This window comes from Ruegeria sp. BA12, assembly GCF_056539625.1.
This window is the reverse complement of record NZ_JBQFVF010000009.1, coordinates 99,314-111,687: the sequence shown is the minus strand read 5'-3', so window position 1 is coordinate 111,687 and position 12,374 is coordinate 99,314. Positions and strand designations below refer to the sequence as shown.

The 12,374-nt window shown below is 59.4% G+C and carries 12 protein-coding genes; 3 read left to right on the top strand and 9 right to left on the bottom strand.

What is annotated here, in order from left to right:
- Positions 1–32 precede the first annotated feature (32 nt).
- Entirely contained in the window at positions 33–725 is a 693-nt protein-coding gene (locus tag ACR0B0_RS16355; protein WP_170351019.1) for a helix-turn-helix transcriptional regulator, read from the bottom strand.
- 102 nt (positions 726–827) lie between these two features.
- On the opposite strand from ACR0B0_RS16355, the gene ACR0B0_RS16350 reads away from it, so the two are divergent.
- On the top strand, positions 828–1,013 hold the full coding sequence (locus ACR0B0_RS16350) for a hypothetical protein (RefSeq protein ID WP_170351020.1): 186 nt from the start codon (positions 828–830) through the stop codon (positions 1,011–1,013).
- Positions 1,014–1,015: 2 nt separating this feature from the next.
- Here ACR0B0_RS16350 and ACR0B0_RS16345 read toward each other — a convergent pair whose 3' ends face one another.
- On the bottom strand, positions 1,016–1,663 hold the full coding sequence (locus tag ACR0B0_RS16345; protein ID WP_480648722.1) for an RluA family pseudouridine synthase: 648 nt from the start codon (positions 1,661–1,663) through the stop codon (positions 1,016–1,018).
- A gap of 97 nt (positions 1,664–1,760) precedes the next feature.
- On the opposite strand from ACR0B0_RS16345, the gene ACR0B0_RS16340 reads away from it, so the two are divergent.
- Together ACR0B0_RS16340 and ACR0B0_RS16335 are read left to right on the top strand one after the other, a co-directional pair.
- Positions 1,761–2,171 (top strand): nuclear transport factor 2 family protein, encoded by a 411-nt coding sequence (locus tag ACR0B0_RS16340; RefSeq protein ID WP_170398292.1) that lies wholly within the window; start codon positions 1,761–1,763, stop codon positions 2,169–2,171.
- 2 nt (positions 2,172–2,173) lie between these two features.
- Positions 2,174–2,878: an SGNH/GDSL hydrolase family protein gene (locus tag ACR0B0_RS16335; protein WP_480648720.1), complete on the top strand. Its 705-nt coding sequence runs from the start codon at positions 2,174–2,176 to the stop codon at positions 2,876–2,878.
- On the opposite strand, the gene rarD is transcribed toward ACR0B0_RS16335, so the two are convergent.
- From rarD to ACR0B0_RS16300, 7 genes are all read right to left on the bottom strand, one after another.
- Positions 2,869–3,774 carry an EamA family transporter RarD gene (gene rarD, locus ACR0B0_RS16330; protein WP_480648718.1) on the bottom strand — a complete coding sequence of 302 codons (906 nt, stop codon included), beginning with the start codon at positions 3,772–3,774 and terminating at the stop codon, positions 2,869–2,871. The genes ACR0B0_RS16335 and rarD overlap by 10 nt on opposite strands.
- Before the next feature lie 158 nt (positions 3,775–3,932).
- Complete coding sequence (locus tag ACR0B0_RS16325) at positions 3,933–6,386, bottom strand: GcvT family protein (protein ID WP_480648716.1); 2,454 nt, start codon at positions 6,384–6,386, stop codon at positions 3,933–3,935.
- A 90-nt stretch (positions 6,387–6,476) separates the two neighbouring features.
- On the bottom strand, positions 6,477–7,448 hold the full coding sequence (locus tag ACR0B0_RS16320) for a GlxA family transcriptional regulator (RefSeq protein WP_170351026.1): 972 nt from the start codon (positions 7,446–7,448) through the stop codon (positions 6,477–6,479).
- Positions 7,449–7,458: 10 nt separating this feature from the next.
- Positions 7,459–8,352 carry a homocysteine S-methyltransferase family protein gene (locus ACR0B0_RS16315; RefSeq protein WP_480648714.1) on the bottom strand — a complete coding sequence of 298 codons (894 nt, stop codon included), beginning with the start codon at positions 8,350–8,352 and terminating at the stop codon, positions 7,459–7,461.
- A gap of 12 nt (positions 8,353–8,364) precedes the next feature.
- Positions 8,365–9,417: an alcohol dehydrogenase catalytic domain-containing protein gene (locus ACR0B0_RS16310; RefSeq protein ID WP_170578116.1), complete on the bottom strand. Its 1,053-nt coding sequence runs from the start codon at positions 9,415–9,417 to the stop codon at positions 8,365–8,367.
- Positions 9,418–9,429: 12 nt separating this feature from the next.
- On the bottom strand, positions 9,430–9,906 hold the full coding sequence (locus ACR0B0_RS16305; protein WP_170578118.1) for a cupin domain-containing protein: 477 nt from the start codon (positions 9,904–9,906) through the stop codon (positions 9,430–9,432).
- Positions 9,907–9,923: 17 nt separating this feature from the next.
- Complete coding sequence (locus ACR0B0_RS16300) at positions 9,924–12,374, bottom strand: GcvT family protein (RefSeq protein ID WP_170351030.1); 2,451 nt, start codon at positions 12,372–12,374, stop codon at positions 9,924–9,926.

The window sequence follows — 12,374 nt, the reverse complement described above, 5'->3', positions numbered from 1 at the left end:
ACAATCAAGTGAAATCGGCAAATACCTGCCAATTACGACGTACCTGTGGGGACATCCCAGTGATTCTGTTCCTGCCAGATCGCGCGCAACGGCTCACCCTGCCCGCAAAAGTGATCGTCAATCAACTCGCAGGCCCAGATACGGTCGGTACGGAAGTGGCGGAACCCGTTCCGCAACTCGCACCACGCGGCCAGCATGGTGCACTCGATATGATAGATCAGCGCAACGGGCCGGACGATCCGTTCGGTCCGATCTTCGTTGGCGTTGACATAGGTGATGCGGATTTTGCGCTCGTTCCGTATGGCCTCGCGATAGTTCACAACCGGTACGCAACCCTTTTCAGGATCGTCCATCGGCGCGCCCCATGGGGCAACCTGCAACCAGTCTGTCGGCACGCGCAACGCCTCGATCTTGCGGCACACACGGTCGGCGGCCTGCTGCAGCGTGCTATCCCCGGTCCGCGCCAGCATCGACAGGCCGACCCACAGGGCCTCGACCTCTTCGGCATCGAAATTCAGCGGTGGCAGGTCATAGCCGCGCCGCATCAGATAGCCGACACCAGCCTCTCCCTCGATCGGTGTACGTTGCGCCTGAAGGGCCGCAATGTCGCGATAGACGGTGCGCGCGGACACCTCCAGCTTTTCTGCCAACATCTCGGCCGTCACCGGCGTTTCGGCTGAACGCAAAATCTGGATGATTTCAAACAGGCGTGTCGAACGGCGCATGGGGGTCTCCGATTGATCTGCTGACACACTAGCACACCCCCCTGACAGGGTGGTGTCAGGAGTGATGGGCCAGACTTGGGATCAGTTGAAAGGAGAATTCCCATGCCAAGCCGCGACAATCACGTGATGATGACCCTGAAATTGGACCGCTGGGCACAGGATCACACCCTGCGTGCCTTTGAGATCGAACGCGAAATCATGGCCGCTCGCCGACCTTGCGTCCCTAAGAAACGAGCGAAGCGGTTTTCACTGGGCAATCTGAAACTGTTTTGGACCAGCACGGCTTAGGATCAGAAATCCGCCTTGGCGCGAAACTTCATTGCAACCCCGCCTTCGGGGCTTTTCAGGCGTAGCTCTTCGGAATGCAGCATCAGGCGCGGGAATTGCCGCGCCGCACCTTCGGCATAGAACGGGTCACCCAGGATCGGGTGACCCAGCGCCTGCATATGTACCCGAAGTTGGTGCGACCGACCGGTCTTTGGAAACAACCGCATGCGGGTTGTTTCGCCTTCATGCTTGACCACGCGCCAGTCGGTGACGGCCGCTTTGCCGGTCTCATGACACACCATCTGAAGCGGGCGGTTGGGCCAGTCCACGATCAGCGGCAGATCGACGGTTCCGGTCTTGTCCTCGACCCGCCCCCAGACGCGCGCCACATAGGTCTTGCGGGTCTGACGATTTTCGAACTGCATGCTCAGATGCCGCTGAGCGTGGGGTGTCTGAGCAAAGACCATGACGCCGGAAGTGTCCCGATCCAGCCGATGCACCAACAGTGCTTGCGGAAACGTCGCCTGAACCCGCGTCAGCAAGCAATCGGCCAGATGCTCGCCCCGCCCCGGCACGGACAATAAGCCCGAGGGCTTGTTCACCACAATTAGCTGCGCATCCTCGTGCAACACGTCCAAGGGGGTCATCGGGGGATTATAGGTCTCGCTCATGCGCGCCTGCCTATCGCAGCGCGCGACCTCCCGCAACGTCGCGCTTGCCTGAACGGAACGGTTCAGCAACTCTCGCTCCAATACGGAAGGAGAGACCATGCACCCCACGATCAAACACATGCAAGAAGTGGTGGCCAAGGGCGATGAAAGCCTGATCCACGAGTTGTTGGCCGAGGATGTGCGGTTTTCACCGCCCACCTATTACAGCACTTGGACAGGGCGCGCACCGGTGGCGGCGGTACTAGGGCACGTGGGGCAAGTGTTCTCGGACTTCCGCTATCGCCGTGTGATGGGTGCGGGCAAGGACTGGGCGTTGGAGTTTCAGTGCAAGGTCGGTGACCTGGATGCGGTGGGTGTCGATCTGATCACCCTGAACGATGATGGTCTGATCCAGGAATTCGAGGTCGTCATGCGCCCCCACAAAACCATCGGTGCCCTGCGCGAGGCGATGATGGCGCGGATCATGACCGATGCGCGGTTCCTAGAATTCAAGAACGCGCTCAACTGACCATGCCTTTTGCCCCGGATCAGCTATTGCGCGTGCCCTTACTGCCGGTTCTGGCGATGCAGGGCCTGTCGGTGCGCCGCAACGCCCAATTGCTGCCGGAACCAATTGGCCCGCGCGAAGGGCGCGAAGGGCGTGGGCCCCGGTTGCGGTTGCTGATCACGGGCGACAGCTCGGCCGCCGGGGTCGGTGCGGGGACGCAGGCGCAAGCGCTATCCGGGCATCTCGTGTCCCGACTGGCCAGTCACTACACGGTCGAATGGCGGCTTGAGGCCACCACTGGACACACAACTCAGGATACGATTGACCGATTGCGCGGCCTGAGCGGCCAGTTCGACATGGCAGTGACAGCTCTCGGTGTAAATGACGTGACGCGCGGCGTGACGTACAAGCGCTTCGTGGACCGCCAGACCCAATTGTTGAAGCTTTTGACCGGCCCTCTGGGCGTAAAACGATTGGCCGTCACAGCGGTACCGCAGATGAACCGGTTCCCGGCCCTGCCGCAGCCGCTGGCCTGGGTCTTAGGCCATCAGGCAAGACGGTTGGATCAGGGCCTACGGCATGTTACGGCCAGCTTCGCGCAGGCGCGGTATCTGGCGATGGATCTGGCCGACGATCCGGCACTGGTCGCGCCGGACGGATATCACCCAAGTCCAAAAACCTATGCGATCTGGGCCGAAGAGGCGGCCCGTCTGCTACGTCAAGCCTGAGCCCGCATCTGCCGGATCATCGGAATCGAATACACCACCAGAGCCGTCCAGATCAGAGGAAATGCAATCATGCGTCCTCGGTCAATCTGTTCACCAAACACGGTAATGGCGGTGATAAAAATCATGGTCGGAGCGATGTATTGCAGAATACCCATGGTCGACAACCGTACCAGCTTGGCCCCATTGGCATAAACCAGTAAGGGCACCGCCGTCACCACCCCGGCCGCAGCCAGCAGCAAGGTGTCCGAGGCACCCACACCGAAATTACCGGTGCCTTGCACACCCAACCACGTGACGTACATCAACGCCGGGATCAGCAGGATCAGGACCTCAAGCAAAAAACCTTGGTTGGGGCCAATGGGCAGTGACCGCTTGAAAAAGGCATAAAATCCCCACGTTACCATCAACCCCAATGCTGGCCACGGCAGGCTACCCGCCTCGATGATCAAAGCCAGCACTCCAAGGGCCGCAATCGCCACTGCCATCAGCTGCGTTTTCGTCAACGGCTCGCGCAGCAGAACCGCGCCCAGCGCAATGCTGAACAACGGGTTGATGTAATATCCCAGCGCAGCATCCAAAGCCCGGTCATTGGCAATCGACCAGACATAGATTGCCCAATTCACCGAGATCAGCGCTGCCGTCAGGCAAGCCATCCCTAACATCTTTGGGTTTACCAGCGCCGCCTTCAGATCCCGCGTGCGCCCCAGCGCCACAAGCAACAACCCGGCCACAGGCACCGACCAGATGACGCGATGCGCAACAATCTCAACCGGGCCAACGTGCGTCAGTGCCTTCATATACAGGGGCAAAAATCCCCACAGGACATAGGCCGTCACAGCCAGCGCAAGCCCTTTGGGCGTGTCTGCATTGTTCGATGGTAGGGGGGCGTCTGCCACGGCGGGTCTCCGACTGATACCGTATTTCTCTACGGCAAATCAGACTAGCTTGGAAACCGCGAAAACTGTGAAGAGGGTCATCAGGAAATCTGATACGTAGTGCCAATACAGGCAGGCACCAAAATCGAGCGGGGCGCCACAGCGCCCCGACAATTTGATTACACCTTAACGCGCTCGGATTTCGGGTCATACATCGGCTTCAGCGAAGCCTCTGCCTTGACCTTCACACCGCACACGTCGATCTCGTAGGTCGAGGCCAGCACATCTGCTGCCTTCTCACCCTCACACGGGACATAGCCCAGACCGATGGCACCACCCAACGTGTGGCCATAGTTGCCTGAACTCAGATAGCCCACATATTCGCCATCCCGGATAATCGGTTCGTTGTGGAACAGCAGCGGTTCGGCGTCAGTCAGTTTGAACTGCACCAGGCGATTTTTGGGCCCGTTTTCCTTGCGCGCAATCACCGCCTCGCGGCCGATAAAGTCACTGCCCTTGTCGACCTTCACGGCAAAGCCCAGGCCCGCATCGACCACGTGATCCTCACAGGTGATGTCATGGCCGAAATGGCGGAAGCCCTTCTCGATCCGGCAACTGTCCATCATATGCATGCCACACAGTTTCAGACCCATGTCCTGCCCGGCCTCATGCAGGGTTTCAAACACGTGCCCTGCCATGTCGGATGAAACATAGATTTCCCAACCAAGCTCACCCACATAGGTCACGCGATGCGCGCGGGCGAGGCCCATGCCAATCTCAATCTCCTGCGCGGTGCCAAACGGGTTGGTCGCGTTCGAGAAATCGCTTGGCGAGACCTTTTCAAGCAGCGCGCGCGCATTCGGGCCCATAACGGCCAGAACGCCCTCGCCCGCGGTGACATCGGTGATGACCACGTTGAAGTTACCTGCGTGACGCATCATCCAGGTCTGGTCCGCCAGACGGGTCGCCGCCGGAGTGACCACCAGATAGGAAGTTTCCGTCAGGCGGGTGACGGTCACGTCCGCCTCAATCCCGCCGGTACGGTTCAAAAACTGAGTATAGACGATCTTGCCATTCGGCACCGAATAGTCGCCGCCGCCGACATAGTTCATGAACTTCTCAGCATCCGGTCCTTCGACGCGGATTTTACCGAACGAGGACATATCGTACATGCCCACATTCTCACGCACGGCGTGGTGTTCGGTGGCCGAGTTCTCGAACCAGTTCTGGCGCTTCCAGCTGTAGTGGTATTCACGCTCTTGCCCTTCATTGGCAAACCAGTTGGCGCGCTCCCAACCAGCCAATTCGCCCATCACGGCGCCCTGTTCCAGCAGATGATGGTGGAACGGGGTCCGCCGCACACCCCGCGCGGAGGCTTTTTGGCGATAGGGATAGTGGTCGGCATAAAGCAAGCCCAGCGTTTCCTTAGAGCGTTCAAACAGATACTGCTTATTGCCCTGGAAAGGTTGCATCCGGCTGATGTCCACATCGCCCAGATCAAACGGCTTCTCGCCCGTATCCATCCATTCAGCCAGCGCCATACCCGCGCCACCGGCGGACTGGATACCGATCGAGTTGAACCCCGCGGCAACCCAGACATTGTCCATCTCGGGCGCGAGGCCCAGATGGTATGCATCATCGGGTGTGAAAGACTCCGGTCCGTTAAAGAAGGTATGGATACCGGCCTCGGCCAACATCGGCATCCGTTCACAGGCAGCTTCGAGGATCGGTTCGAAGTGATCAAAATCTTCAGGCAGCTGGTCAAACTCGAACGTGTCAGGGATGCCGTTCATCGCCCAAGGCTTGGCGTTGGGCTCAAAGGCCCCTAGCAGGATTTTTCCTGCGTCTTCCTTGTAATAGGCGCATTCATCCGGCACCCGCAGCACCGGCAACTGGGTCAACCCTTCAATACTCTCGGTGACGATATAGAAGTGTTCGCACGCGTGCAGCGGGACATTGACGCCCGCCATGCGACCGACCTCATGCCCCCACATTCCCGCACAGTTCACCACCATGTCACATTCGATATGACCCGAGGCACTGCCGTCATCCGCAACCCAATCGACACCGGTCACCTTGCGGCCCTGTTTGACGATATCGGCAACCTTCACCCGCTCTTTGACAACCGCACCGCGTTGGCGTGCGCCCTTGGCCAAAGCCAGCGCAATGTTCGCCGGATCGCCCTGCCCGTCCAGCGGCAGGTAAACCGCGCCCGTCACACCTTCGAGGTTGATATGCGGATAAAGTTCCTGAACGCGTTCGTTGGAAATCTCTTCGACTTCCACCCCAAAAGCGCGAGCCATGGCGGCCTGGCGATAGATTTCTTCCTTGCGCTCTTCGGTCAACGCCACAGTGATCGACCCGCAGCGTTTGAAACCGGTGGCCACACCGGTCTCTTCCTCAAGCGAGCCGTAAAGCTCCTGACTGTATTTCGCCAACTTGGTCATGTTCGCCGTGGCGCGCAGCTGCGCGATCAGACCGGCGGCATGCCATGTGGTGCCGCTGGTCAATTGCTTGCGCTCCAGCAGCACAACGTCATTCCAGCCCTTCTTGGTCAAATGATATGCGACCGAGCATCCGATGACGCCGCCGCCGATGATGACCACTTTGGCCTTGCTGGGAAGATCAACCATCCTGAGAATCTCCGATGTGTCAGGTTTGCGCCAAAATGCCACGGAAGATCGACAATAAATGCGCCAAAACCGTCACTGTATTGGCGATTTTCACCGTTGTATCGCGGCCCGTTTTTCCCGCCTTACAACAAAGGGCGTAACCCCGAAGAAGCTTTTGTAGACCGAGGAAAAACCGTTGGGAAATCCGCAGGCAAGCCCGATTTCACGAACGCTCATTGTGGTGTTCAGCAGCAGGTTATTGGCCTTGGCCAGTCGCATTTCACGATAGAATCCATTTGGCGTGGTACCGAAAAAGGTTTTGAACTTCCGCTCTAGCGACCGGTTCGACAGGTGCAGCGACTCGACGATCTGATGGATTGGCATCGGGTCTTCAATATTGGCCTGCATCAGCTTGATGCACTGATCCAGTCTGGCGTCGCCCGTCGCGGTCAGTTTCGCCCCGGAAAACGGCTGCATTGATGAAAAATCGCGGATGTTTTCATGTAGCATGATATCGGCCACCGTCATCTTGGCAGGTCCCGAGATATGGCGACCGATCACCGCCAGCGCCACATCTGTTGTCGCCTCCATCCCGGCACAGGTCACCACCGCGCCCTGTTCGGTGGCAATGGACAGCTTGGCCTCGAACCGGGCGCCGCGCTCACGCAGGAACGAGGCGTTCTCCCAATGGGTCGCCATGTCGCCCGTGCCGTGTTCGTTGATATAGCGGCTGGCGGCCTCGGCCAGAAGGAACACCTTGGCCCCGCGGAACGTATAACTCGACACGACGCGCCCCAGTGAAAGGTCAGGGTGATCCGGGTCAGAATTGCCGATCACGAACAGGTAATCCGCCTTGGGCTGCGCCGGAACGGGATCGGTCTGAACCATCGCTTCACTGCTGCTGGATATCGGGCCCCCTTTCAGTGACCGGTAGGCATAGGAGAACGGAGGCGTTGGGCACACGCGGTTGGCCAGTCGCAGAACTTCAACCAGCGAGGCCAGTTCCAACAACACATAGCCGGGTGCCACCAGGATATCGAAGTGCTGCTGTGTCTGCGGTAAGTTGTCCGAACGTGTCCGCATCGCCTTTTCCTCAGACAATCCGGTGGCCGGCTGCGCGCAGCCGGCCGGCCAGCGTTTCGATGTGATCCGGGCCAACTTCGCAACAGCCACCCACAATCGTCGCCCCCTGCGCCACCCAGGCCATGGCGTGATCGGCATAGGCATCAGGTCCAAGATCCTGACGTTGTTCCAATGCATCGACTGTGGGTGCGTCTTTCAGAAATCCTTCTGATATTCCGGTGAACCCGTTGGCATAGGCCCCGAACGGGCGGCCCATCTGCGCAATGATCGGCAGCGCCGCGGGAATCGCCTCGGGACGCGAACAGTTGATCAAGATGGCGTCGGGCGCAAAGCGTGCCACGACCGGTTCGATATCCCTCAACGGCTCGCCCGAGCGTAGGCGGGTTCCGTCCTCATCCATCACCGACAGCCCCAACCAGACAGGTTTGCCGCAGCCTTCGGTGCCGCGCAAAGCACCTTGGGCTTCCTGCACCGAACACACCGTTTCAATCAGGAAAAGATCGACGCGCGTGGCCATCAGCGACACTAGCTCCCGAAACTTATTCGCCGCATCTGTCGGGTCAGGGTTCAGGTCGGGTCGGTACGAAGCCAATAGCGGCCCTAGCGATCCGGCAATCCGCCCTCTGGTTCCTGCACATGCTCGTTCTGCCTGGGTCAGGGCAGTGTCGATCAGGTTTGCGACCTGATCCTCCATCCCCACGCGCACCAGACGCGAGCGGTGGACGGCATAGGTGTTTGTGGTGGCGACAGTCGCACCACGACGAAAGTAGTCGTCATGTACGTCACCCACCAGTTCGGGATAGTCGATCATCACCCGCGTCGACCACAGTGGCGTGGCCCGGTCCCCGCTGCGCTTGACCAGTTCCTGTCCGATTGAGCCATCCAGAAGAGTGATATCCGCCATATCTCATCCTTTTCAGGGAATCAGCACAAGTTTGCCCGCAAACGCCTTGGATTGAAAATCAGCCTGCGCGGTTGCGATGTCCTTTAGCGGATAAGTCTTTGCGATCAAGGGCATGATGCGCCCGCCATTGATCATCTCAACCAGCCGTCCGAACACCTCGAACGCCTGATGCGTACAGCCGTGAATGGTGATGTCGCGCAAATAGATATCTCGCAGGTCGGCCTTTACGATCGGGCCGGCGATGGCACCTGAAACCGCGTAGTGGCCACCCGGTTTCAATGCCAGAATCAGGCCGGGCCATGCCGGGCCGCCCACAACGTCGATCACCACGTCGAACATATCGGCTGGCAGTGCGGCATCACGGTCGAACGTATCCGCGGCGCCCTGTAATTTGACCACTTCGGCCTTGGACGGGCTGGTCACGCCCCAGACGGTTGCCCCCCGCAACACCGCCAGCTGTACGGCCGCCAGACCGACGCCACCTGACGCGCCGGTGATCAGCACCTTTTGCCCCGAGGTCACACCTGCGCGGGCCAGCAGGTTCTCGGCCGTGCCAAAGGCGCAGGGGATGGCGGCGATTTCCACGTCAGACAGGGGCGAGGCGCTGACGTCATACAGATCATCCGCCTCAACCAGACAGTATTGCGCAAATGCGCCGTCCAACTCCGAGCCCAGCGCAACGAAACCGGTCGGGTGACCGGGTCTGGGGCGGGGCAGGTTGATCGGGCAGGTCACGCGTTGGCCCGGTTGGAACGCCACCCCTGAACCCACTTTTTCAACGACACCACATAAATCACCACCCTGAATGCGCGGAAACTGCAGCGCACCGCCCCAACCTCCGGCATCGACGTCCTGATCAACAGAATCCGTCGCGCCTGTCACATCCGAGGAATACCAGCCGACCCGCGTATTGATATCCGTGTTGTTTACCCCGGCGGCCAACACCCGAACCAGCGCCTGCCCCGGACCCGGTTGCGGTACCGGAAGGTCGTCGCGCCATTCCAACGCCTCGGGTCCGCCGTGTTGGGTCAGATAAACGCCGGACATGACTGTGGGTGTCGTCATCAGATACTGCCTTTATGCCTGATCGTCTGGATGCGACGGAACGGGACCCATCGGGATGATGTCATAGCGGGCGTTTAGTGCTGCCATTTTAGCCTCATCAGCGAAATCGGCGTTGGTCATAGTCGAAAGTTCTGCAAGGAAACCGTCAAACCCCGAAGGCTGAAAAATCATCAGCATCCGCGCCGGTGCCCCATCGGCCACGCGACAAGCATGCGGAACTCCTGGCGGGACATGCATCGTGGTACCCGGACCGCATCGATGCCAGTCACCGTCGACATAGAAATCCACTTCACCTTCCAAGAAATAAAAGGTCTCGGCATGGGTATCGTGACGATGAAGGCCAAGCGCGAAGCTGGCCTTCAGATTGTCTTCCATGAGCGTATAGGCGCCATTCGTATCCCGGGCCGAAACCTTTACGAACGTATGGTCGTTTTCCCAGTCATAGTTGGGACCCTCACCGGGCCCCAATTTGGAATATCGCTTGCTCATGGCTCCTCCGACAGGGGTTAGGCGCGCAGCCGCTCGTTCTGAGGATCCCACAGCGGTTGATCCTCTTCTACCACGGCGCGGCATTTCCGGCCGTAAATTTCGACCTCAAGTTCGGTGCCGGGGTTGGCAAGCTCGGCCTTGATCATGCCCAGCGCAATGGATTTGCCAACACGGTAGCCCCATGCGCCCGAGGTGGTTTCGCCAACGATCTCACCATTCTGCCAAATGCAAGACATGTAGGGTGCGTCGCAATCGCCTGCGTCCACAGTCAGGGTGACAAAGGATTTCTTCACGCCCTGCTGTTTTTCGTTCTGGATCGCGGCCTTGCCGGGGAAGTCCTGCGGCTTGTCCAGCTTGACGAACCGCCCCAGTCCACCTTCCAGCAGCGAATAGTCGGTCGACAGGTCGCCTTTCCAGGCGCGATATCCCTTTTCGATCCGCAGCGAGTTCAGGGCATACATACCAAACGGCTTGGCCCCGGCATCAATGATCGCATCATAGATCGCAGGCATATGCTCGTTCAGGGCATGCACTTCCCAGCCCAGCTCGCCGGCAAAGGACACGCGGATCAAATAGGCAGGTTGCCCGGCGACGGTGGCCGCTTGGTGGGTCAGCCAACCTGTGGTCAGATCGGCATCCGTCAAACCCGACAGGATATCCCGCGATTTCGGGCCGGTGACGATCAGTGTATCGCGTGTGGTGGTGACATCCTCGACCGAAACACCAGCAGGCATCGCATTCACCAGAATATCGCGGTCATGCCATTGCGCCGTTGCGGCCGTTATCATGACGAACTCATCCTCGCCCAAACGCAGGCAGGACATCTCGGTCAGAATTCGGCCCCGATCGTCCGAGATATAAACCAGATTGATGCGGCCGACCTTGGGCAAACCACCCGCGACCAGCCCGCGCAACGCCTCGGCCGCGCCCTCGCCTTTGACCATAAAGCGCGAAAAGCCCGGCAGATCCAACACACCGCAATGGTCGCGTACAGCCTCGCATTCTTCTTTGACGCGCTGCTCCCACGGGCCCGAGCGGCCCCAGGTATGGGTGGCTTCAAGCGAGGTGTCATCGCCGGGTTGTGCGAACCAGTTGGCCCGTTCCCAACCGTTATATACTCCCATGACGCCGCCCAGTTCCTTCACCTTGGCGTGGACCGGCGACAGTTTCTTGTCGCGTGCGGCCGGCCATTCGTGTTGGGGATAGTGCATGGCGTATTCGTTGCCATAGACCTCAAGCCCTTTCTGGTTGCAGTAATCCTGATCGGTGTAATCGGTATAGCGGCGCGGATCGACGGCCCACATATCCCATTCGGTGTGACCATCAACAATCCATTCGGCCAGCACTTTGCCTGCACCACCGCCTTGCGCGATGCCGAAGGTAAAGGTGTGCGCCTCGAACGCGTTTTTGACGCCCGGCATTGGGCCAATCAGTGGCAGACCGTCCGGCGCGTAAGGAATCGGGCCGTTGATCACGCGACCAACGCCCGAGGTCGCCATCAGCGGCACCCGCTCCATCGCGTCGGTGACGATGTCCTCAATCCGATCCAGATCGTCATTCCAAAGCTGGAACGAGAAATCCTCGGGCATCGGGTCGTCTTCGCTCATCCAGTGGCCCTTGCAGTTGGGCTCATACGGGCCAAGGTTGAAGCCGTGCTTCTCTTGCCGCAGGTAGTACGAGATATCTACGTCGCGCAGCAGCGGCAACTTCTTGCCGCCGTTTTCCTTGGACCATTCTTCAACCTCGGGGATTTCGTCGGTCAGCAGGTACTGGTGACTCATGACCATCGCGGGCACAGTGCGGCCACCGTAAGGCTTGAACCACTCACCCACGCGCTGCGCGTAATATCCAGCAGCGTTGACCACATAATCACAGGCGATATCGCCCTTGTCAGTGTGTACGGTCCAGGTGCCGTCATCATGCTGGGTCACGCCGGTTGCCGGGCAGAACCGGATGATCTTTTGTCCCATGTCGCGGGCACCCTTGGCCAACGCCTGTGTCAACTGCGCCGGGTCAATGTCACCATCGGTCGGATCATACAGCACGCCCTCAAGATCATGCGTTTCAAGGAAGGGATAGCGTTCCTTGGCCTCTTCTGGGGTCCACATCTCCATCGGGATGCCCTGGTACAGGCCCATTGACATGGCACGCTCAAACTCCTGCATCCGCTCTTTGCTGTGCGCCAAACGGATCGAGCCGGACTGATGATAGTTCATCGGATAGTCGACTTCTTCACCCAGCCGCGCATACAGCTCGGTCGAGTACCGCTGCATGTTCATGATCGCCCACGAGGTCGAGAAGGTCGGCACGTTACCCGCCGCGTGCCAGGTCGAGCCTGCGGTCAGCTCGTTCTTTTCCAGCAGAACGCAGTCGGTCCAGCCTTTCTTGGCCAGATGGTACAGCGAGGAGGCTCCCACCACACCGCCACCGATAACAACCACGCGGGCTTTTGTCGGAAAATCGCTCAT

What these genes read in the sequence shown, in the direction of transcription:
- ACR0B0_RS16355 (WP_170351019.1), bottom strand. Translation starts at nt 725, where the DNA reads ATGCGCCGTTCGACACGCCTGTTTGAAATCATCCAGATTTTGCGTTCA.
- ACR0B0_RS16350 (WP_170351020.1), top strand. Translation starts at nt 828, where the DNA reads ATGCCAAGCCGCGACAATCACGTGATGATGACCCTGAAATTGGACCGC.
- ACR0B0_RS16345 (WP_480648722.1), bottom strand. Translation starts at nt 1,663, where the DNA reads ATGAGCGAGACCTATAATCCCCCGATGACCCCCTTGGACGTGTTGCAC.
- ACR0B0_RS16340 (WP_170398292.1), top strand. Translation starts at nt 1,761, where the DNA reads ATGCACCCCACGATCAAACACATGCAAGAAGTGGTGGCCAAGGGCGAT.
- ACR0B0_RS16335 (WP_480648720.1), top strand. Translation starts at nt 2,174, where the DNA reads ATGCCTTTTGCCCCGGATCAGCTATTGCGCGTGCCCTTACTGCCGGTT.
- ACR0B0_RS16325 (WP_480648716.1), bottom strand. Translation starts at nt 6,386, where the DNA reads ATGGTTGATCTTCCCAGCAAGGCCAAAGTGGTCATCATCGGCGGCGGC.
- ACR0B0_RS16320 (WP_170351026.1), bottom strand. Translation starts at nt 7,448, where the DNA reads ATGCGGACACGTTCGGACAACTTACCGCAGACACAGCAGCACTTCGAT.
- ACR0B0_RS16315 (WP_480648714.1), bottom strand. Translation starts at nt 8,352, where the DNA reads ATGGCGGATATCACTCTTCTGGATGGCTCAATCGGACAGGAACTGGTC.
- ACR0B0_RS16310 (WP_170578116.1), bottom strand. Translation starts at nt 9,417, where the DNA reads ATGACGACACCCACAGTCATGTCCGGCGTTTATCTGACCCAACACGGC.
- ACR0B0_RS16305 (WP_170578118.1), bottom strand. Translation starts at nt 9,906, where the DNA reads ATGAGCAAGCGATATTCCAAATTGGGGCCCGGTGAGGGTCCCAACTAT.
- ACR0B0_RS16300 (WP_170351030.1), bottom strand. Translation starts at nt 12,374, where the DNA reads ATGAGCGATTTTCCGACAAAAGCCCGCGTGGTTGTTATCGGTGGCGGT.